22 protein-coding genes are annotated in these 18,860 nt (G+C 68.3%); 1 reads left to right on the top strand and 21 read right to left on the bottom strand.

Going from position 1 to position 18,860, the window contains the following annotated elements:
* Positions 1–39: 39 nt before the first annotated feature.
* The 21 genes from EOD42_RS03045 to EOD42_RS02945 form a co-directional block, all read right to left on the bottom strand.
* Positions 40–456 carry a phage tail terminator-like protein gene (locus EOD42_RS03045; protein ID WP_127785777.1) on the bottom strand — a complete coding sequence of 139 codons (417 nt, stop codon included), beginning with the start codon at positions 454–456 and terminating at the stop codon, positions 40–42.
* Positions 456–869: a hypothetical protein gene (locus EOD42_RS03040; RefSeq protein WP_127785775.1), complete on the bottom strand. Its 414-nt coding sequence runs from the start codon at positions 867–869 to the stop codon at positions 456–458. Before EOD42_RS03040 ends, EOD42_RS03045 begins: the two co-directional genes overlap by 1 nt.
* The gene (locus EOD42_RS03035) at positions 869–1,627 is read right to left on the bottom strand and encodes a hypothetical protein (RefSeq protein WP_127785773.1); all 759 of its coding nucleotides are present in this window, start codon (positions 1,625–1,627) and stop codon (positions 869–871) included. The genes EOD42_RS03040 and EOD42_RS03035 overlap by 1 nt, the downstream gene beginning before the upstream one ends.
* Before the next feature lie 11 nt (positions 1,628–1,638).
* The gene (locus EOD42_RS03030) at positions 1,639–4,059 is read right to left on the bottom strand and encodes a sialate O-acetylesterase family protein (RefSeq protein WP_127785771.1); all 2,421 of its coding nucleotides are present in this window, start codon (positions 4,057–4,059) and stop codon (positions 1,639–1,641) included.
* Positions 4,060–4,074: 15 nt separating this feature from the next.
* Positions 4,075–4,686 (bottom strand): hypothetical protein, encoded by a 612-nt coding sequence (locus tag EOD42_RS03025; protein WP_127785769.1) that lies wholly within the window; start codon positions 4,684–4,686, stop codon positions 4,075–4,077.
* A gap of 8 nt (positions 4,687–4,694) precedes the next feature.
* Positions 4,695–5,123, bottom strand: a complete 429-nt coding sequence (locus EOD42_RS03020; protein WP_127785767.1) for a hypothetical protein — start codon at positions 5,121–5,123, stop codon at positions 4,695–4,697.
* 69 nt (positions 5,124–5,192) lie between these two features.
* A complete protein-coding gene (locus tag EOD42_RS03015) occupies positions 5,193–6,521 on the bottom strand; it encodes a phage major capsid protein (protein WP_127785765.1) in 1,329 nt (442 codons plus the stop codon).
* A gap of 11 nt (positions 6,522–6,532) precedes the next feature.
* Positions 6,533–7,198 carry an HK97 family phage prohead protease gene (locus EOD42_RS03010; RefSeq protein ID WP_127785763.1) on the bottom strand — a complete coding sequence of 222 codons (666 nt, stop codon included), beginning with the start codon at positions 7,196–7,198 and terminating at the stop codon, positions 6,533–6,535.
* Positions 7,199–7,207: 9 nt separating this feature from the next.
* Positions 7,208–8,428 (bottom strand): phage portal protein, encoded by a 1,221-nt coding sequence (locus EOD42_RS03005; protein ID WP_127785761.1) that lies wholly within the window; start codon positions 8,426–8,428, stop codon positions 7,208–7,210.
* Positions 8,428–10,131 carry a terminase large subunit gene (locus tag EOD42_RS03000; RefSeq protein WP_206020222.1) on the bottom strand — a complete coding sequence of 568 codons (1,704 nt, stop codon included), beginning with the start codon at positions 10,129–10,131 and terminating at the stop codon, positions 8,428–8,430. Before EOD42_RS03000 ends, EOD42_RS03005 begins: the two co-directional genes overlap by 1 nt.
* Positions 10,128–10,793 (bottom strand): helix-turn-helix domain-containing protein, encoded by a 666-nt coding sequence (locus EOD42_RS02995; RefSeq protein ID WP_127785759.1) that lies wholly within the window; start codon positions 10,791–10,793, stop codon positions 10,128–10,130. Before EOD42_RS02995 ends, EOD42_RS03000 begins: the two co-directional genes overlap by 4 nt.
* A 156-nt stretch (positions 10,794–10,949) precedes the next feature.
* On the bottom strand, positions 10,950–11,192 hold the full coding sequence (locus EOD42_RS02990; RefSeq protein ID WP_127785757.1) for a hypothetical protein: 243 nt from the start codon (positions 11,190–11,192) through the stop codon (positions 10,950–10,952).
* On the bottom strand, positions 11,189–11,482 hold the full coding sequence (locus EOD42_RS02985; RefSeq protein WP_127785755.1) for an HNH endonuclease signature motif containing protein: 294 nt from the start codon (positions 11,480–11,482) through the stop codon (positions 11,189–11,191). The genes EOD42_RS02990 and EOD42_RS02985 overlap by 4 nt, the downstream gene beginning before the upstream one ends.
* 88 nt (positions 11,483–11,570) lie before the next feature.
* A complete protein-coding gene (locus EOD42_RS02980) occupies positions 11,571–12,173 on the bottom strand; it encodes a hypothetical protein (RefSeq protein WP_127785753.1) in 603 nt (200 codons plus the stop codon).
* A 221-nt stretch (positions 12,174–12,394) separates the two neighbouring features.
* Entirely contained in the window at positions 12,395–14,128 is a 1,734-nt protein-coding gene (locus tag EOD42_RS02975) for a hypothetical protein (RefSeq protein WP_127785751.1), read from the bottom strand.
* Complete coding sequence (locus tag EOD42_RS02970) at positions 14,125–15,147, bottom strand: CHC2 zinc finger domain-containing protein (RefSeq protein WP_127785749.1); 1,023 nt, start codon at positions 15,145–15,147, stop codon at positions 14,125–14,127. The genes EOD42_RS02975 and EOD42_RS02970 overlap by 4 nt, the downstream gene beginning before the upstream one ends.
* Positions 15,144–15,533, bottom strand: coding sequence for a hypothetical protein (locus tag EOD42_RS02965; protein ID WP_127785747.1), 390 nt, complete (start codon positions 15,531–15,533; stop codon positions 15,144–15,146). The genes EOD42_RS02970 and EOD42_RS02965 overlap by 4 nt, the downstream gene beginning before the upstream one ends.
* Entirely contained in the window at positions 15,530–16,360 is an 831-nt protein-coding gene (locus EOD42_RS02960; RefSeq protein WP_240654836.1) for an adenine nucleotide alpha hydrolase family protein, read from the bottom strand. The genes EOD42_RS02965 and EOD42_RS02960 overlap by 4 nt, the downstream gene beginning before the upstream one ends.
* Positions 16,357–17,610 carry a GcrA family cell cycle regulator gene (locus EOD42_RS02955; RefSeq protein ID WP_127785745.1) on the bottom strand — a complete coding sequence of 418 codons (1,254 nt, stop codon included), beginning with the start codon at positions 17,608–17,610 and terminating at the stop codon, positions 16,357–16,359. Before EOD42_RS02955 ends, EOD42_RS02960 begins: the two co-directional genes overlap by 4 nt.
* Entirely contained in the window at positions 17,607–17,849 is a 243-nt protein-coding gene (locus EOD42_RS02950; protein ID WP_127785743.1) for a hypothetical protein, read from the bottom strand. Before EOD42_RS02950 ends, EOD42_RS02955 begins: the two co-directional genes overlap by 4 nt.
* Entirely contained in the window at positions 17,846–18,094 is a 249-nt protein-coding gene (locus EOD42_RS02945; protein ID WP_127785741.1) for a hypothetical protein, read from the bottom strand. The genes EOD42_RS02950 and EOD42_RS02945 overlap by 4 nt, the downstream gene beginning before the upstream one ends.
* Positions 18,095–18,267: 173 nt before the next feature.
* Here EOD42_RS02945 and EOD42_RS02940 point away from each other — a divergent pair, with 173 nt between their 5' ends.
* On the top strand, positions 18,268–18,852 hold the full coding sequence (locus tag EOD42_RS02940; protein ID WP_127785739.1) for a hypothetical protein: 585 nt from the start codon (positions 18,268–18,270) through the stop codon (positions 18,850–18,852).
* The last annotated feature ends 8 nt before the right edge of the window (positions 18,853–18,860 follow it).

Raw genomic sequence — 18,860 nt, 5'->3', positions numbered from 1 at the left:
AAGGGCTGCAGGGCGCGCCGAAGCGCATGACGTGGCGGGTTAGCCCACCAGCGTGGTGTTCAGCCGGAACCAGATCTGGAGGTTGAGCGCCCAGTAGGCGCCCTTCTCGGCTTCCTCGCCTTCGTCGATCGCGTAGCCGCCCCAGATCACCGGGCTGGCCTCGCGGTCCCGGTTGTCGGCGCGGAAGGCGGCCAGGATGTCCCCGGCGATGTTGCGGGCCGGCATGGAGCCGACGCCGCGTTCGATGCAGATGGCGCATTCGATCACGCCATCCTCATCCCAGATCGGCGCACGGCCGAGTTCCACCGGCCCGCCAGCGGCGGAGCGGCCGCCCATGCGCACGAAGGGCGTCATGGCCGTGTCAGGATTGAAGCCGGTGTTCGGCATGGCCAGGGTGAAGCCCGGCACGCGGGAGATCACGGCCTCGGCACGGGCCCATGCGATGGAGCTGGTCATCAGGCCACCGCGATGCGGCTGCCGCCGCCCGTGACGCCGAGGGCGCCGCCCTCTGTCTCGGCCCGGTTGCCGCGGCGATCATCGGCGGTGCCGGTGCCGCGCAGCCACAGGTCATAGCCCGCGAGCACGCCGCGCACTCGGCGTTCCTTGGCGCCCATGATGGTCCAGAGCTTGCCGTCCTGCACCAGCTGGTCATGCGGCTCAGGGCCGCCGAGCGACGGATATGCGGCACCGACCACGGCGCGCGCGTCGCCCTGGCGCACCTGCCCTACGAGCTGGTCAGGCGAATAGCTGGTGATGAAGGCGCGGCAGGAGTCGGTGCCGAAGGTGCCGGTGGTCCCGGCGCGGCGCCGCAGCTCGGCCGGAGCACCTTTGCAGGCCAGCATGCGGGAGGTGGTGGCGGAGAGGGACATCAGACCGTGATGCCGCGTGCCGCCATGGCTGCGCGCACCGAGGTAACGACTTGGGCGATCTCGGCGCTGGTCAGCGCCACGTTGAACGCCGCGAAGAACCCCTGCTTGGTCGCGCCGCCCCAATCGGTCCGCTGCGTGGCGCCGATGCGGGCCCCCGCACCTGCCACGTTGAGCAGGCGCGGATTGGAGAGAGCCAGCGAGGCCGCCTGGCCGGTCGTATGGTCGTTCAGCCGTGCGGACACCCCAGCCTCGACCACCGCGCTCACCAGGTGGAATACACCGGCATCCGCCAGGGAAAGCGAAGGCGACACGGAGGTGGGCGTTCCGCTCACGCTCGTGAAGGTCGCCAGCGTCAGCGAGGCCTGGGGCAGCCCGGAGGTATTGGCGAAGTACAGGCCGGTGCCGCTGCCGGTGCCGCCCTGCTGCCAGCCGGCAATCATGCCGCGCGTCGCGGAGGCTGCCAGCGTGTCGTTGTTCGCGAGCACCGACACCAGGGTCAGGCTGTCCGTCTCCAGCACCGGGGTTTGCAGATAGTTCGTGTCGGATTTCAGCCCCGCGAAAAAGGGCGAGCTGGCCTGGAAGGTGGGCGCACCCACCTTGGTCGCGTCCCCGGCGCCAGCACCCCACCGGTTCTTGAGGCTCAGCGCCTCGGTCTGGCCCAGCAGGTGCCAGGCGCGCAGCCCGCGCGTGACCGGCGGCACGAAGTCGATGGCCACCGAGCTGAAATCGGCGCCGCGAACGATGATGTCGAGACCCATGATTGCGTCCTTCAGACGAGGGTGGCGGTGCGGCAGAAGCCGATGCACCAGTTCCAGAGCGGGTAGGGCTTGCCGACGAGCGAGGTGATGTTTTCCTCGGCGTCCATGCCGTCGGCGGGCAGGTAGACGTAGGGGGTGCTCGCCAGGGCCGGGTCGCTGTCCGCGAGGTTCCCGGCGCCGCGCGTCCCGCTGTCGGCATAGTGGATGCGCACGGTGCCGACCGGATCGCGGGCGAACACCCCGCGTACCGTGCAGTCGCCGCCCAGCGTCACGCCCGAGACCGGCAGCGCGCCGCTGTCGTCGCTGGCCGCGAAGCCGTAATTCGCGAAGGTGGTGGCGACGCCCACATCCCAGCACTGGCGCCACGCCAGGGGCGGGGCCGGAACGTGGAAGGCGACGGCCCATTTGCGACCGCTGTACACCACCTCATTGGGGCTAAGCGGCTTCCAGGCCCGGCGCCGCACCAGCACCTCGGCCATCACCTGGCCGAACTTCTCACCCATCCAGCGGGTGCCATTGGCGGTCAGGTGGCCGAGCTTGTCCGGGTAGGGATAGGACGGGCCGACCATGAAGGCGCCAGCCGTTTCGGCCACTGCCTCATACTGCGCCTCGCCGATCGAGAGCTGCGTGCCCGCCGTCACATAGGTGGCGCCGGTCTGGTAGATGAACACCGCCGGCGGGCGAGCCTGGCCGAGCGCGGAAGCGGCATAGTCGCGCCAGGCGCCGATCAGCTGGATCAGCCTGGCCTTGTAATCGGCCTTGGTGGTGATCGGGTAATCGGCCTCGCCCTGGACCCACAGCACGGCCATGAGCAGGCGGGTGGCACCCAGCGCATCGGCCTCAGCCTTGAAGGCGTCGACCAGCCCGGTGAAGCGCCCCCAGCGACCGGCTGGGTCGCCCTGCATGAAGCTGGCGATGGGCTGGCCGCCGCTGCCGCAGGTGTTCACCACGAAGCGGCAGGTGGAGACGGGGGCGGAGGTGGAGGCCAGCAGGTCGCGCTCATCCAGCCAGTCGCGGCGCAGGTAGTTGGCCGCGGCGATGCCCGCATCCTCGCCGATGGCGTCATCCCCGAAGTCGAGCGCGGCGATCTCCGCAGGGGTCAGCAATGCGCCGCCCGTGCCGCGCACCGTGGCGATCAGGCTTTGCAGGCCAGAGCCGAACTTGGGCCAGGTGGTGCCGCTGTTCTGGGAATGGGTGGACAGCCCGATCATCAGGTTGTCGTAGGGCTGCGCCTTGGTGACGGGCGGATGGGCCTCATAACCCTCAGCCAGGGACTGTCCGTTGACCGCGATCTGGTTGAGCGCGGCGGTGGGAAAAGCGATGCCGGCCACCGTCTGGCGCGAGGGCTCGGCACTGGCGCTGCGGGCGCGGGCATCCATGCGGCGGACGATGGCGTCGAAGTCCGACACGATAGGGTCCACGCGGGTCAGGTAGCCGTCCGCGCCGACCTGTAGGGCGACATGGCCCTGGTCATCCCGGATGCGGAAGGCGAAGGCGCTGCCGGCCACCGGGACCGCATCCACGATGCCGGCCAGCACGGCCCGGCCTGCCAGCGCCATGTCGCCCGCCGGCGATACCGCCACACCAGGCACAGCGAAGCCGGCCGCATCGACATTGAGGATCACGGCGCCGTTGGCATCACGCACGCGCAGGCCGGTGCCGGCCTGTTCCAGCGTGGAGGCGCTGGTGGTCAGGGCGCCGAGGATGGAGAGGATGCCGGCGGGGGAGAGGGTGGCGCCGGGCACAGTCAGACCGGTGGCCGGATCCACGTTGAGCAGCACGGCGCCGGCATCGTCACGGACGCGCAGCCCTGCACCGCCGGGCGCCAGCTCGGTGGGCGGCGTGACCCAGGCGCCGTTCTCGCGCAGCATCGCCAGCACATTGCCGATGATGTCGCGGATCGCGAGCGGCAGCGCGCGGGGCTGATCCTCGCGGATCTGGCTTTCCAGGTTGGTGGTGCGCTGCGACAGCACACCGACGCTCGGCCCGTCGTAGGTCCAGGCGGAGCCAGACCAGCGATAGCGGCCGTTCCGGTTGGACCCGTCGGGGTTGGCGGTGGCCGGGGCCGTGGGGTCAGCATAGACCTCGGCCATCTGGCCCACGCTGGTGCCCACCAGGGCGGACAGCGCGGCATAGGTCGCCACCTGGGTGGTGGGAATCAGGCCATCCAGCCCCAGCGCGCCACGCAGGGCGACGGGCTGCACATTGCCCGTCTCACCAGCCACGGACTGCACCGGGGCCAGGCCGGGCACCTCATCACGCAGGGCCTCGATTTCCGGACGCACAGTCACCGCAGCGCGCTGGGACAGCTGGCCCACCGTGGCTTTGCGGGTGACGACGCCGTCGTCATCGCGGGCCTGCTCGGACCACACGACATCATCGTCCTCCAGCGGCCGGGCTTCCGGCAGCTGCGAGAGCCGCACATCAGGCATGGAGGTGCTCCCCGGTTAGAGGCGGTACAGGTGATAGGGGGCCAGCGCGACCAGCTCCGGCGTGCTCAGCTTGTCCGGGTCGAAGTAGGAGACATTGCCCACGCCCTCCGCGCTCTCGCTGCGGATGCGCAGATCCTCGCCCTGGCCCAGGTAGGCGCGGGCGGCACGGTCGATGCAGATGCCGCGGACATCGCCCGGCAGGTCGCTGTCGTCTTGGCTGGGAAGCAGCCAGCCGGCGCTGTACTCCACTACCACCTTGGCGGCGCGCCAGGCGCAGCGGGCGTCGCCAGAGAGGCGATGGAGCAGCCCGGCGGGCCCATCCACCTCGAAATCCGCGCCCTCCACCAGGGTGGTGCCATCCACCACCACCGAGGCGATGGCATGCACGCGGTCACGGGCCAGCATCAACGGCTTCAGCGGGCAGGAGAGGCGGAACGTCTCCCGCACCGTCTCCCGCCCGAAGACACGGCCATTGCAGGCGCCGGCAATGGCATCGCTGGCGCGCAGGATCAGCGGACCGATGCCCGGCGGAGGGTTGGACAGCCCCAGCTGCGCCGCCACATCGGCGGCGGTCGCGAGCAGGCGGTCCGGCGCGGGCGTGATGACGGTCAGGATGCTGTCCGACATGGCCGGCCTCAGACCGGCGGGTTCGGCGTGGGCGCCTGAGCCGGATGGCCGAGGATGGCGATGGCAGCCATCGGCGCATTGCCGGTGTTGCTGGACGGCGTGATGGTCAGCCGGACGTAGCGCTTCTCACCGACATAGCCGATTTTCCGGGTCTCGGCGTCATCCGCGAAGGTGAAGCCGGCCAGGGCCGTGGTGCCGACCAGCGAGGCCGCGGGAACGGCGGCCGCATCGGACAGGTTCGCCACGTCGCCATGCTCCACCGTGACGGCGAAGGTGGCGTCCGCATCGGCCAGGGTGCCGGTGACGATGGCGAAGGTCACGCTGTCATAGCCCAGCCGGTCAATGACGGCGCCCACCTGGGCGGTGTTGTCGGTGATCGCAGCGGCGGCCGGCGCCAGCGCGGGCAGCACATGGATGTCGCTCATCAGGTCGCGCATGGCGCGGTGCTCCTATGGCATGAGGATGGGGGAAGAACGCGGGGCCGGGCGGCCCCGCGCTGCCACGCTTCAGGAGAAGCGGATGTGCTTGATGGCCTCGAAGTTCACGACGCCGCCGCCGAAGCGCACGCGGGTCCAGAACTTGACGTAGGGCTTGGCGGTCAGGTGATCGCGGATCACCGTGATGCCCAGCCGGTCCACGATCTGGTAGCCCTCCTGGAAATCGCCGAAGGACATGGACAGGCTGGCGGCGCCGAGCGTGGGCATGTCCTGCGCCACCGTCACCGGGAAGCCGATGATCTGCTGGGGCTGGCCCTGCTGGAGGCCAGGCTGCCAGAGGTACTGGCCCTGGGCATCCTTGAACTTCCGGATCTTGGTGATGACCTCGCGCCGCGTCACCCAGCGGGCGTTCTGCAGGTAGGCGTCCTTGAAGGCGCCCACCATGTCGAACAGGATGTCCCCAGGGTTGGAGGCGGCGAAATCGCCGTTCACGCCGGTACCGATCACCTCCAGCGTGCCCCAGGCCCGCGTCGCGTCGCTGGTCGCGGCCACCGGGTAGGCCGTAAAGCCGCGCGGCTCATTGGCGCCGCTGCCCAGCGCGAAGCGGCGGTTCTGGCCGCGGGCGATGCGATCGGCGGTCTTGCGGGCCAGCCAGGCCTCGACATCCACCGAGGCGTCTTCCAGCAGCTTCTGGGTCGCGCGCGGCTCGACCGCGCCTTCCCACACCGGGATCCGCCAAGTGCCGACCTGCGGCGTGCTGGTCTCGCTCGGGCCCGTGGTCTCATTCAGCATCACCATGTCGGCGGCCTGGTCGAGGTCGTTCATCCCCTCCAGCGCGTCGGTGCTGATGGTCTGCACGTTCGCGATCTGGCGGATGGGCGAGGTCTCATAGACCCGCTGCACGATGCGGCCCGTGGTGTCGGCGTGCACCAGGTAGCCGCCATCCGGGTTGGAGCCGGAGGACATCGCCTTGCGCTCGGCATCGGACAGGCGGTTGTCGCCGCCGCGCAGGTAGGACTTGAAGCCCTCGCGGTAGGACCTGAGGCCATCCGCATCGATTTCCGGGCCCATGGGGCGCTGGAGCACGCCGGCATGCGAGCGCAGCAGGTCGTTCATCGACTTCAGCTCGGCTTCGAGCTTGTTGCCCGCCTCGCCGCCCCCGCCGGGTCGGTTCAGGCGCTTCTCCATGTCGTCGAGGCGCTTCTGCTCGGCGGCGTGCTTCGCTTCCAGGGCATCCTTGGCGCTGGTCAGGCGGTCCAGGGCCTCATTGACCTTGGTCAGGTCGGCGGGCGCGGCCTTGAGGCCGGCCTTCACCTCGCTCAGCTCGGTCTCGACCTTGCGCTTGAATTCCTCATGGGCGCGGCCGAGCTGATCGATGATCTGCTCCATCTCGGGCATAGCTGTATCCTTCAGGACTTGAGGGTGGTGAGCAGCCGCTCCAGAGCGGCCTTGGTGCCCGCCTCACCAGCGTCCCGCTGGGGCAGAGCCTTGAAGCCGGAGGCGATCACCGCCTTGGCCTCGGACCGGCTGAACCCTGCATCCCGCAGGGCCCGCTCGGCATCACGTTCGGTCAGGCCCGACTTCACATCGGTGATGTTGGCCTTCCGGTTGGCGGGGAAGGTGACGATGGACACCTCGAACAGGTCCAGCTTCGTCAGCCTGCGCCGCGGATCTTCGGGCTTCGTCCGCTGCTCGTAAGCGGCGGCACGGTAGCCGATGCTCATGCCCTTGATGGCCGGGCGCGGCTCCATCTTGAGCAACGTGTAGATCTCTCGCCCACGAGGCGTATCGGCCAGCTTGCCGGTGACCTTGAGGCCGATCCCGTCTTCCGCCAGGTCGGTCCAGATGCCGATGGGCGTGTTGTCCTCGGCGGTCAGGCCACCATGCTGGAGAAGCATAGCGGGCCAGTCGCCGGAGGCCTTGGCCTCGGCCAGGGTCGCCCCGAAGGCGCCTGGCTCGATCACGTCGCCATAGCTGTCGATGTTGCCGAAGACCGCGCCATAGCCGGAAAAGGTCATGTCGGCGCCTTCCGACGCGAGCTTCACCTCGCGCAGGCCGAAGATGCTGCGTTCCACTGGTACCCCCTATGGGTTCGGCGACGTTGCCGGCGGGTTGCCAACGACCATGTTGGAGGGCGAAAGCGGCTCACTGAGACCATCCTTCGGGTCCAGTTCCTCCCATTCGCGCGCCTCATTGCGCATCAGCCACCCCGCCGCGATGCCGGACCTGTAGAATTCGGCTCGATCCTTCGCCGCACCACGCAGCAGCTCGGCATCAAGGAATTTCGGATACAGGCCCGCGTCACGATCGGCCTTGGTCAGAAGCGTCCGGGTAATCGAGGCCTCGAAGCGCCGATGCCACGGCCGGATGGTATGCACCGCGTGCGCGAGGAACATCTGCTCGGCGCTGGCATAGGTGCTCGCCTTGTCCGAATAGCCCACCATGATCGGCATCACCCCGAACGCCCGGCAGATCTCCTCGATCTGGTGGCGCCTGGTCTCCAGGTGCTGGGCATCCACGCCGCTCATGGTCAGCGGCGTCCATTTTGCCGCGCGGTCCAGAAGCAGCGGCTTGCCCGCATGGTGGGCGCCGGCGTTGTGCTGCTCGATCCAGGCCCGCAGGAACTTGTACTGGTCGGGGGTCATCGAACCCTCGACCGAGTACATGCCGGTGCTCTGCACCCCGTTCTTGTGCAGGCTGGCATGCGAGGTTTCGAGCGCGACGGACAGGCCGATGGCCTCGCGTGCCATGCGAAGCGGCTCCATCCCCATCCAGCTGTTCCAGGACGGGCCGCGCAGGTGCCAGATGGCCTCGGCCGGGAACTGCTGCGCGATTCCTGCCTCGCTGGTGACGGTATAGGTCAGCCGCAAATCGGCGCCGCGCTTCACCATGACGCGGGACGGGTCCAGCGGCAGCAGTTCGCTGATCTGGCCGCGCACACGGTTGATGAAGACGTAGGCATTGCCCAGCAGCGCGACGTGCATGGCCAGCGTCTCGCGAAACTGGAGAGCGTCCTGCCAGTCATTCGGTTCGACCGCCAGCAGGTCCAGCAGCGGGTGGTCGGTCGCCACTTCGCGCCGGCCGGTGCTGGCGTCCTTCCGGAACACCTTCAGCGGCACCGTGGCGATGCCATCAGCGATGACCAGCACGCAGCGTAGCACGGCTGTGACCTGCATGGCGGTATCAGCGGTCAGCGTGATGCCCGCTTTCGTCTCCCGCCCCCCGAACAGGCGGCGGAACACGTCTTCCCAGCTGTCACCGGCCGATTTGCGCTGGAACGGCCACAGGCGCGTCAACACAGACATCACGCCTCCTCAGGGGCCATGGTTTCCCAGAACGATTTCGCGACCGGCTCCGGGTTCCGCGTCATCACCTCGACCGCCATGAAGAAGGCGATCAGCGGGTCGATCTTCCCGGTACCGGCCATCTGCTTGGTGATGGAGGTTGCGTTGCCCTTGGCCTCCGCCTTCGCATTGCCCACGCACCAGCTCATCAAGGCCTGATCCGCATGGGCGATGGTGCCCGCCGCCAGGCCCCGCTCGGCCGTCTTGATCGCGGCGTTGATCTTCCAGCCCTGGGGGATGCCCATGACCAAGGGCCCAGGCTGCCCGTCATACTGCGTGTCGCCCTCAATGCCGCGGGCCCGCAGCTCGGCCGGAATGTCCCCGATGCCATACGGGTCCAGTCCGATGCCACCGAGCTTGCCAGCGTTACGGATGCGGGCGATCAGGTCGGCCACCTCGCGCACGTCCTGGCCGATGGTGTCCACCATCACCAGGTCGCCAGCCTTGGCATAGTCAGCCAGTTCGCTGGCGATGCTTTTGCGCCGGGCCAGCGCCACCGGATGCACCCAGGCCCTGACCCAAGACAGCCAGCGATCCGTCACGCGATCCTTCCCCAGCACGCAAAGCCCGAGCAGGTCATCGAGGCCACCGCCATCGACAGCCACCGTGATCACGTCGCACCGCGCCATGATGGTCTCTAGCGTGATCGAGGCATCGACACTGGAAGGCCAGTGATCTGCGCCGGCCCAGCGGCCGTTGCGCATGTTCTGGCCGATCTGCACGTTCAGGTGCTTGGCCAGGAAGTCGTTCAGCTCCGCTTCGCCTACACGCTCGGCCTTGGCCATTTCCCGCAGGAGGAAGGGCAGATCGACCGAAGCGCCCAGGTTGGGGTTGGTGATGTAGAAGTTGTCGGCCACGCGGTGCTGGCCGGCCTTCAGCATCGACTCCGGGAACTCGTACAGCACCGGCAGGCTGGCATTGTCGTCGATCAGGCCATCCCGCACGTCGCGGAAGTAGTCCAGCTTCTCCTTGTACACGCCCGCCGGCGGCTGGGATGACTGCGTGGTCAGGTAGATGGCGAAGCCCTCGGGCCGGGAGGCATGCCCGCCCATCGCCTCGCGCAGCATGCTGCTGGCGTTCGGCTTCAGTCCGAACTGCCACACCTCATCCACCAGCAGGCCGATGGTTTTCTTGCCACCCACCGTATCGTCAGCGGCGGCCACCACCTTCAGTGTAGCCTTGGTGTTGCGGTGCCGGATCAGGCGCTCATGGGTGCTGACATCGAGGAGCTTCTGCAGTTCCTCATCCTTGCGGATCATGTCATGCGCCGGGCCGAAGCTGTTGTTGGCGATCTCGATCGTGGGAGCGAGGATCATGAACTCGCCCGACTCACGCCAGTTCCGCAGCAGCGCGGTGAGCATGATGCCCGCCGCTATTGTGGACTTGGCGTTCTTCTTGGCTACCGAGAGGAAGTACTCCCGGATCAGCCGGCGCCCACTCTGGGCGTCATAGGAACCGAATACGGCACGGGCGAAGTCCAGCACCCAAGGCCGACACGCATCGCCAATGCGAGGGCTGCCGGGCGCATCAACGATCAGTAGATCCTCGAAGATGCGCATGGCCTCATGCGCCTCGGTCGGGAACAGCGGCGGAAACGGGATCAGGCTCTCGCCCTTGATGATGCGTCGCTCCCAATCCGGGCAGGCGGTGGACCAGCGCATCATTTGTTGTTCACCACCAGCTTGGGCGGCGCGGGGGTGGCGAATTTGCCGGTCGCGGCCTCCTGGGCCAGGTGCTGCGCGACTTCCTTCTTACCGAGGCGCGCCAGCGGCGCAGAGCCGGATGACGGCGGGGCCTGGCCCGAAGCTGGCCCCTTCTCCATGGCAAGGCTCTGGCCCAACCATGCCTTCTGGGCCGCGACATTGCCCTCCGTTGCAGCCCTGAACTGCGCCAGCACCACCGCGGCGGTTTTCTTCGCCTTGCCGTTCGCCAGCTCGTGCTCGTAGTGCTCAGCCAGCGTCGGTTCCGAGATCCCGAGGGCCGCCGCAATCTGCCAAGCGCGCATACCGCTGGCGACCAGGATCTCCACATTCTCCCGAAGCTCGGGCGTCGGCACGTGGGGAGGCCGGCCGCCGGCATGTGGTCGCGTGAGGCGAGGCTCGCTGGCCTGCTGAAACTCCAGAAATGGAAAATTTTGCTGGGGGCGAGCTGCCTCCAGTTCCTCAGCATAGTGCGCGTGCAGGGTCGGCTCCGACACGCCGATGGCTTCCGCGATGTTGCAGATGTCCACGGCCTTCGCAGTCAGCTCCAACACCTTGGCGCGGGTCTCATCCGTGGGCTCATGCGGCGGCCGACCAGGTCCACGGCGGGAGGCATCATCCTCCATGGTGCCCTCCTGAATTTCACGATGGAGAAAAAAATTCTGCGCGTGAGACCCACTGCGGTCTGGGGGCCCTGACCTTCCAGAGATTGATACCCCCCCTCCCCCGCGCCTGACGCGGGGCTGGGGCGGGCTGCCCCGCGTCTAGCGCGCGGCTGCCGGTCAGACGGCCGTGGGTCGGCGGATGTAGCGCCCCCAGAGGAGGTACCATTGCCGACCGTTGCGGAAGATCGAGCGGGAGAAGGTGATGGGGGGACGCCGTGTGAAGCGGCGAGGCACGTTGCGCTTCACACGCCTGACGGTCTTCAGCACCTTGGCCTGCTGGCGCCAATGCAGTTGCGACTGAAGATCAGGATGGCGGATGCGGCTGCGCAGATCGCGGTCAAGCTTTGCCCTGCTGGTCATGTTGCACTCCGCTTGGCACGCTCACGCGCCGTCTTCGCGGTGTGACAGGAACCGCAGAGGGCCTGCCCGTTGGCCACGTCCGTGGCTGCGCCTCCGTCCTTCAGCTCCACGATGTGGTCCGCGAACAGGCGTGTGCCGGTGCGGCCGCAGGCCTGGCAGGCGCCGCCCGCTCGACGCACCACATCGGCGCGCCAGGCGGCATGCTCGGGGGTGCGGTAGTGGGAGGCGGCCCGCTTCACAGGCTGGCGGGCGGTGCGGAGATCGGCGGAGGCGAGGCGCGGACGCGCCATGGATATGGTCACACCACGCCCTCCCAGAAACGAGAAAGCCCGGGGCCGTCTCCAGCCTCGGGCACAATTCATTCAGAATACCGATTCACTAGGTTGAAACGCCACTTGGGTCAAGCAGGTTTATTTCGGTCATCGGCGGGTCCACCCATCCCCCGATCATTGCGTATTCCAGCAGGCTGATCTGGAGGTGACGGAGGATGGTCACTTCATGCAGGCCGATCTGCGCCCTCATCTGTCGCGGGCTGAGGTTGTCCGTGCAGAGCATCAAGGTGATCTCTCGATAGGTGCGGCCGCGCACTACCTGCCGGCCAGCCCAGTCCGACCATGGCTTGAAGCGCTCCGTGTAGGCAATGCGGGTAGCATCCGACCAGTCATCACCGGCCTGGCCACCCGAGGTGCGCTCGGTATAGCTGGCCGCGATCCTGCCGCGGACACCCGAGGTGGAGATGAAGAACATCCGCTCGACCTCCTGTGCCGCGCGCAGTTGCTCGGTGCGGATGTGGCCCGCCATGTGGAGCTGCACCGCCGCGTTGCGCTGCATGGCGCGAGGAGGTGGTGGGGAGTCGAATTCGAGGCTGGCTCGCTCACGCATGGCGCGGGCAACCTCGACCTTCTCCAGCCGCTCCGCGACGGCCTGAACCGCCATGGAGGTGGGCGTGTGATAGGTTTGACCCTGCACGATCTCGCGCAATTCAGCCTGTCCCCTCGCTGTCCCCTTCATGTCCCCTTCTATCCTTTTGATAAACCTGTTGAATTCTAATGAGGGGACAAGGGGACGCAGGGGACGGGCATGAGGTGACCATGCGGTCACGCCTGCATGCACATATCGTATCCCTATTATTGCGTCCCCTGCGTCCCCTTGTCCCCTGGCGTCGATTATCCGAGCAATATCAACGATATGTGAGGGGACGCCTAATCCTGGTCACCGTCCCCTCCGTCCCCTGGATAGGGCAGCAGGGCGCGCGGAATCACCACGACACGGATCTTGTTGCCCGTCGAGAGCTTTATAGGGTTCGGCGGCACGACAGCGCCGGGAAGTCGCGCCAGATCCTCGCGCCATTTCTCGCCTGCCCATCTAGTGCCTGCGAACATGCGGGCCAGCTGCTGGTGCTGGTTCATGACGTACAGCACGGGCGCGCCAGCCTGATCCTTCAGCGGATAGGGCCCGACGCGCATGCCATGGTTCAGCAGGCTGCGCTTCGCTTCGTCCCTGATCCCCGCATCGGCCGCGATAGCGTCCAGGACTGTGCGCCAGACCACGGGCCGCTCGCCTCCCTTCTGCTGATCGAGTTGCGCATGCAGCAGGTGGTGCAGGCACTGCCTTGGCCCGCCCTCGCTCTCCCGATCCTCGGCTGACGGGATGGCCCAGCGCACCAGATCGAGATCATCGCCCACGGCCTCCGGCGGCCGGTCGCTCAGCATGATGTGCCTGGCGGCCAGGATGGTGCCGAGCTGGTCCGCCATTCGCGGCGCATTACCGTCCAGCTCGATCAGCGCGGCATGATAGACCCTGAACACCTCCATGAAGCGAGGCGCGACCAGCAGCGCGCGAGACAGGAAGGCCGGCGCCCGTGACCGCAGATCGCGGATCTGCACCTCGGATGGCAGGCCCTTGCTGTCTGCCGCCTTGCGCCGCAGGTCCAGGCGCGTGATGCGGCTGGCGTCCTGTGGCTTGAAATTCGGGGGCAGGATGCCGCCCATGATGGCGCTGCACACCACGTCGAAACGCTGCGCCGAGCCGTCCGGGCTGCCGCGCAGGACCTGGGCACCCTGGCCGCCCGATGTCAGGCGCAGGAAGCCGATCACGCGCTGCAGCTTTTCGGCCTCCGCCTGTTCATCCGCATCGGCCTCATCCATCAGCGCCGCGGATGCGCGCTGGCTGAGGGATTGGCGGATGCCAGCCTCGGTATAGCTGTTGACCAGCAGGGCCGTGGGGTTGGCCGCCGCCAGCAGCCCGAACAGGGTGGACTTGCCGGAGTAGGCCTCGCCCACGATGAAGGCATGCGGGCGCCAGGGGATGGACGCGCCCAGCACGCCGGCGCACCAGAGGCCGAACATCACCTCGGCCGAGCCGTCATGCGCCCAGTTCCATCGGCGCATCATCGCCTCCAGCTCCGCCAGGTCACCGGGGGGCGCGGGGGGCTGCACCTCGAACAGCGGCGGCCGGGCCGGCCACAGCGCGCCCTCGGCTTGGAAGCCGGGGTGGCGCCATTCGCCATCCCAGCAGATGCGGTCGCCGAGATGGGCCACCACGGCTTCCCCCGCCCGCCAGAGGCCCAGGCCCCGGCTGGGCATGGAGCCATCGAACACCATCGAACCAGCCTCGCGGATGATCCAGCGGTTGGCGCCGTCGACGCTGTAGCTGCCCGTGGGGTCACCGTGCTTGTCGAAGGCAGGGAACTGGTCCACCAACCATTGGATGCCCCGATCGCCGAACAGGGCGTTGATGTGCTGCTTGATCCCGATCTGGTGGGCCGTCAGCTCGCGGAACTGGCCCATATAGTCGAAGAAGTAGAAGGTGCCGTTGCGCTGCCCCAGCACCGTGATGGGGCCACCAGCCGGCCCCTCATCCGCAGGCGGCTCGGGGGGCTCGGGGGGTGGGGGCGGCGGGCCGTCGAAATCCTTTCGCAGCTGAACCACAGTCATCGTGCTGCCTCCTGTTCGCGGATGGCCGCCAGCACATCGGCATAGTCGCCGAAGGGCGCATGGGGCATCCGAATCTCGGTTTCGACATGCAGGGGCCTCAGCCGCTCCTGCAGGGTGCGGGCAGCCTGGAGGCCGCGGCCCTCGGGCGAGCGCGGCTTGGGCTGGTCCCGATCGGCGAAGATGACCACGCGGCCCACATCGAAGGGCGGCGAGAACTGCTCCAGCACCGTGGCGGAGATACAGGCCCACACCCCGATGCCGGAGAGCTGCGCGGCGGCCAGGGCGGTTTCGATGCCCTCCGCCACGCCGATCTCCGGCCCGACCGGCGCCAGCCGGATGGTGGAGGCCTTGAGCCGACCTTTGGCCAGCTTGGGATGCTCAACCGGCAGTTTCCGGCCGTCATCGGTCAAGAAGATGCGATGCACGGCGCAGGGCGTGCCATCGGGGGCATCCACGCGGGCCACCATGGCCCAATGGCGCGACCGCATGTGCGGATGCTCCAGCCTGGCCTGGCGCAGCACCTGGCGCGCAGCAGGCGGCAGCGGCCAGATATGGCGGCGCCGCAGATAGGCCGCGATCGGGCCATCCAGGGCAATGTCGCTGGCCCCGATCCAGATCCGGCGTGCCGCCTCGATGCGATCCCCATCATCGGGCTCGGCATCGGCCAGGGGCGCCACAGGCTTCGGGCGGAGCGCGGGGGGCACGGGGGCCGGGCGTTCGCGGCGCGACGGCAGGGCAATGCCGGCGTCGGCCGCCAGGGTTTCGACGGCCTCCATGAAGCTGAGGCCGCGCCGCTGCATCAACCAATCCAGCGCGCTGCCATGCGCGCCGCACCCGAAGCAGTGATAGAACCCCTTATCGTCCACCACGCTGAAGGACGGGCTCTTGTCCGGGTGGAACGGGCAGCAGCCCGACCAGCGGCCGGCGCCGTTGCGCTTCAACCGCACCTCGCCCTGCACCAGGCTGGATAGCCGGGTGGCGCGCTTGATGGCGTCCAGCTGCTCGGCCGGGATGGTCACAGTGGCTCACCGCACATTCGAGCCACGGTTCGGGGCGGGCAGTGCATGGCCCAGCACTGACGGCGCAGCAGGATGCTGATGCCGGGCCAGCGCCCTACCACCTCATGCACATCATCGATGACCAGCTGGCCGCCGGCCAGCAGGATGGACGCCACCTGGCGGTCACCATCGATGGCTGAGGCCAGCAGCTGCGTGGTCCGGCTGCGCAGGCGGGCTGCGATATCCTCGGCGGAAAAAGCCCCGGGGCGCGGGGCCCCGGGGGAGTTGATCCGGGAGGAAACGCCCGCGGCGCGGGGCCGCGAGCCTTCCGGCAGCCGTGCCGGAAGCTGGATGGATGGCGCCGGCTGGGCCGGGTCATCGAACAGGGGGAGCGGGAGGGCGGTCATACGCCACACATCCCTTCGCACTCATTCAGCATGGGCATGGCCAGCTGACCGCGCTCCTCGTCGCTGCGAAGATCCGCGACGCGCAGCGGCACCAGGCTGCGGTGCAGGTACAGCTCGGACTGGAAGCGGCCGGCCTGTATGCCCTGCCGCAGCATCTCATCAGAGACGCATGCATGCTCGAAGCCGGCGGGGTCGTTCTCGCGCAGCCATCGCCATTCAGCGTTGGTGCGAAACGGGCACTCCGAGCAGGCGGATTTCGGCGGGCGCGGATAGCCGTGGCGGTCGAGCCAGCGCAGGCAATCCCAGCGCCGCATCCGCACATCAAGCAGGGGATGGGCATTGTCGATGTATCGGACCCGGCTGGGCTTCGCGCGGATCACCTCATCTACAGAGATGCCGATGAGCATTTCGCACCAGCTAGCCGTGGGGCGGCTCAGGCCGGTGCGGCGCTGATACTCCTGCACAACCCAGGCCCGGATGGGCTTCAGCTTGTACTCGCTGGTGCACTGGCGCCGCGCCATCATCGTGGCTCCGGCGGGAGTGCGGCCGAAGAATGGCACGCTCACAAAGCGACCGCCCGTGGTGTTGAGGTCAGCGCGCATGTCGTCACGAAGGTGGCCGCGCATCACAACATGCACCGGGAAGGGCAGCACGTTGGGCGAGGTCAACCAGCGCAGATGGTCATAGACCGGCGCCGGCTCCGCGCCCGTATCGGCGAAGATCGCGGCATCGACGTGGCCGAGCAGCCCGTGGGCGGCCATCAGCGCCATGGTGGTGGATTGCACGCCGGCGCCGAGCGAGAGGATACGGAGGGCGGGCGCGGTCACGCCGCCTCCGCGATCACCGCGAAAGCCGCGGAACGCTGGAGGCAGGCGGAGCAATAAGAGGCCAACGCCATTTCGCGGCCCGACCAGCGCCGTGCGCGCGGCTTGCCGCAATATTCGTGGTTGGGGCGCGCCATGTCGGGCCACAGCGGCCAGCGGCAGCCATCCTGCATCAGCTGTTCCAGTGAGGGCAGCGGCGCCGCCGGGGCGCGCTGAGCCGCCTGGGCAGCCACCTTGCGCTCCGCCGATGTGCCTTCGGCCAGCTTCGGCTTGCCGCCTTCGCCGGGCATGCGCACGCGCCGCACCACCTCACCCGGCTGGCGGGGGCGGGGCTGACGCGGCGCTCTCGGCGCTGCAACCGCTGCCTTGAGCAGCCTCAAGCGTGTGACCCTGCCCGACACGGCCCCCTTGGACAGGCCAAGGGCAGCAGCAATCGCCGACATCGACAGACCCTGGACACAGTATAGCTGGCGCAGCTGCGCATCGCGCTCCACCGGCCAGGCATCGACCGGCACCGCACCGCCGGAAGGCAGGGAGCGCGTGGTGGCCCAGGCGCCGGTGGGGCAGGCCAGCACGCGGACATTGCTGGTGATGACGGTGACGGTCAGCTTGCCGACGCGGGCTGCCTCGGTCAGGTATTCCGTCACGGCATGCGCGCTGCAGCCAACGCCGCGCGCGATCACGGCGTTCGTCGGCGCCGGCTTGCCATCGTACTGCGCCAGCAGCTCCAGCGCCGCGCGGGCCCTGGCCGACAGCCCGCCGCGCAGGCCCAACCGGGCCTCTCGCTGCTTCCATTCCGGCGGGCGCGGTGCCAGGCGCAACACATGGGCGCGGCCATGCACATCGGTGCGCTTGCGGCCCAGGCAACGGGCGATTTCCTGGATTGTCAGCAGCGGGTCGGGCCACATGGCGCGCAGTTGCGTCGTCTCGGCATCAGTCCAGAGGCGCGGCGCCATGCTGACAATCCGGCCATCGGCCAGGGGATCAGCGACTTTCCGGCCAGCGGATGGAACGCTGGGCAGCGTGGACCAAGCCGAATCGGCGCCGCAGATGACCCTCACGCCATGGGCAGGATAGGCGACATGCAGCAGCCCATACTCCACGGCGGAGCGCAGCTGGTGCGAGACATTGGCCACGGATGAGCCGGTGGCCTGCGCCATCTCAACATTGCTGGGCGCCGGCTTGCTTGCCAGGCCCTGGAGATAGGCCGCCAGGCGCAGCACCTTGGCGACGGCGACGGGCAGCTTGCTCATTGTTTCCGCTCCACATCACGGGAGAGGCCCTGCACCCGCTCACGCAGGGCCGCATGGGCGTCCTCGACGCCGCGAAGGCGGCGCATTTCCTCACGGGCCCCGGGGCGGGACCAGCGCAGTTCGACACGGCCCAGGCACAGGCTGGGCCACCACAGATCGACACCCCAGCCCCAGCCACAGCGGTGGAAGCGGATGGAATCGCGCAGCTTCGCGGCGACGGCGCGGAGGGCGGCCTTCATCCGAATTCCTCCAGCGCCGCGCGCAGGGCCTGGGCCACCTGCACACGCTGCGCCTCATCCAACCGCTGGGCCGCGCGCAGCAGGGCGGCGCAGATCTCGTCATCCTCCCGCATCATGCGCAGCACGGCCTCACCGGAGGGCGTGGCTTCCTCGCGCCGCCAGCGGGCGCAGGTTTTCGGGTGCTGGCCCGAAGCCGCCGCCAGGCGCTTGTCCGCAAATCCGGAAAGGGCGGTTGCAAGGGTCATTTGGGAGCAGACTCGCTCCCTTGAGGGAGCGGACATGCTCCATGCTCCTGCAGTAGTTTCGGGGCATGGAGACTGGTGTTACGCGACTTGGTGACCTGCGCGGGGGGAAGGTTGCAGCCTTCCTCCCGCACCCACCGGAGCGCCTGGCGCGCGGCTTTCAGCAGCTCCGCCCCATGGGCATCGCGCAGGGCGCGCGGCGCCACCAGACACAGACATTCCAGGCGGTCCGCCCGATCGGCCTCATCCGGGGCCTCATTGACCCAATCCAGGGCAAGCCGGGCGATGGAAACCGAACCCTGGCAGGCGCGCAGGACGCGCATGCGAAGGGCGACGCCGGCAGGGCGAGGCGGAAGGCAGATGGCGGTCATGCCACCCCCGGCAGCGCGCGCCGGCCAGCGATGGCGATGGACGCCATGCCGGCCGGCGGTTCACCATGGGGCTGCAACACACAACCATGGAGAACCGAGATGAAAAGCCCGTACATCGATCCGACCCAAATCGAGATCAAGGAATTCAGCAGCCGCCTGATTTCCCGGGAAAAGCCACCGGAGGAAACATACTCGCTCTCGGTGCGGATCGACTTGCCGAGAACCGCCGGCGTCATGTTCAAGCTGAAAAGCTTGCAGCTGGAAGCAACCAGCGCCTCAGTGGAGATGATCACGCAGCAACAAGCCTTAGACCTCATGCTCGACGCGCTCATCGAAACAATCCAGCGCGAGCGAGCAGCACGCCCGCCTGCACATCCGTCAGGGGCATGAGGCGCGAT

The organism is Rhodovarius crocodyli (assembly GCF_004005855.1).
In the GTDB taxonomy this organism is placed as follows: domain Bacteria; phylum Pseudomonadota; class Alphaproteobacteria; order Acetobacterales; family Acetobacteraceae; genus Rhodovarius; species Rhodovarius crocodyli.
This window is presented reverse-complemented; position numbering and strand designations above follow the sequence as displayed.

Coding starts and splice junctions, on each gene's coding strand:
- EOD42_RS03045 (WP_127785777.1), bottom strand. CDS start 456: ATGACCAGCTCCATCGCATGGGCCCGTGCCGAGGCCGTGATCTCCCGC.
- EOD42_RS03040 (WP_127785775.1), bottom strand. CDS start 869: ATGTCCCTCTCCGCCACCACCTCCCGCATGCTGGCCTGCAAAGGTGCT.
- EOD42_RS03035 (WP_127785773.1), bottom strand. CDS start 1,627: ATGGGTCTCGACATCATCGTTCGCGGCGCCGATTTCAGCTCGGTGGCC.
- EOD42_RS03030 (WP_127785771.1), bottom strand. CDS start 4,059: ATGCCTGATGTGCGGCTCTCGCAGCTGCCGGAAGCCCGGCCGCTGGAG.
- EOD42_RS03025 (WP_127785769.1), bottom strand. CDS start 4,686: ATGTCGGACAGCATCCTGACCGTCATCACGCCCGCGCCGGACCGCCTG.
- EOD42_RS03020 (WP_127785767.1), bottom strand. CDS start 5,123: ATGCGCGACCTGATGAGCGACATCCATGTGCTGCCCGCGCTGGCGCCG.
- EOD42_RS03015 (WP_127785765.1), bottom strand. CDS start 6,521: ATGCCCGAGATGGAGCAGATCATCGATCAGCTCGGCCGCGCCCATGAG.
- EOD42_RS03005 (WP_127785761.1), bottom strand. CDS start 8,428: ATGTCTGTGTTGACGCGCCTGTGGCCGTTCCAGCGCAAATCGGCCGGT.
- EOD42_RS03000 (WP_206020222.1), bottom strand. CDS start 10,131: ATGATGCGCTGGTCCACCGCCTGCCCGGATTGGGAGCGACGCATCATC.
- EOD42_RS02995 (WP_127785759.1), bottom strand. CDS start 10,793: ATGGAGGATGATGCCTCCCGCCGTGGACCTGGTCGGCCGCCGCATGAG.
- EOD42_RS02990 (WP_127785757.1), bottom strand. CDS start 11,192: ATGACCAGCAGGGCAAAGCTTGACCGCGATCTGCGCAGCCGCATCCGC.
- EOD42_RS02985 (WP_127785755.1), bottom strand. CDS start 11,482: ATGGCGCGTCCGCGCCTCGCCTCCGCCGATCTCCGCACCGCCCGCCAG.
- EOD42_RS02975 (WP_127785751.1), bottom strand. CDS start 14,128: ATGACTGTGGTTCAGCTGCGAAAGGATTTCGACGGCCCGCCGCCCCCA.
- EOD42_RS02965 (WP_127785747.1), bottom strand. CDS start 15,533: ATGACCGCCCTCCCGCTCCCCCTGTTCGATGACCCGGCCCAGCCGGCG.
- EOD42_RS02955 (WP_127785745.1), bottom strand. CDS start 17,610: ATGAGCAAGCTGCCCGTCGCCGTCGCCAAGGTGCTGCGCCTGGCGGCC.
- EOD42_RS02950 (WP_127785743.1), bottom strand. CDS start 17,849: ATGAAGGCCGCCCTCCGCGCCGTCGCCGCGAAGCTGCGCGATTCCATC.
- EOD42_RS02945 (WP_127785741.1), bottom strand. CDS start 18,094: ATGACCCTTGCAACCGCCCTTTCCGGATTTGCGGACAAGCGCCTGGCG.
- EOD42_RS02940 (WP_127785739.1), top strand. CDS start 18,268: ATGGGCATCGCGCAGGGCGCGCGGCGCCACCAGACACAGACATTCCAG.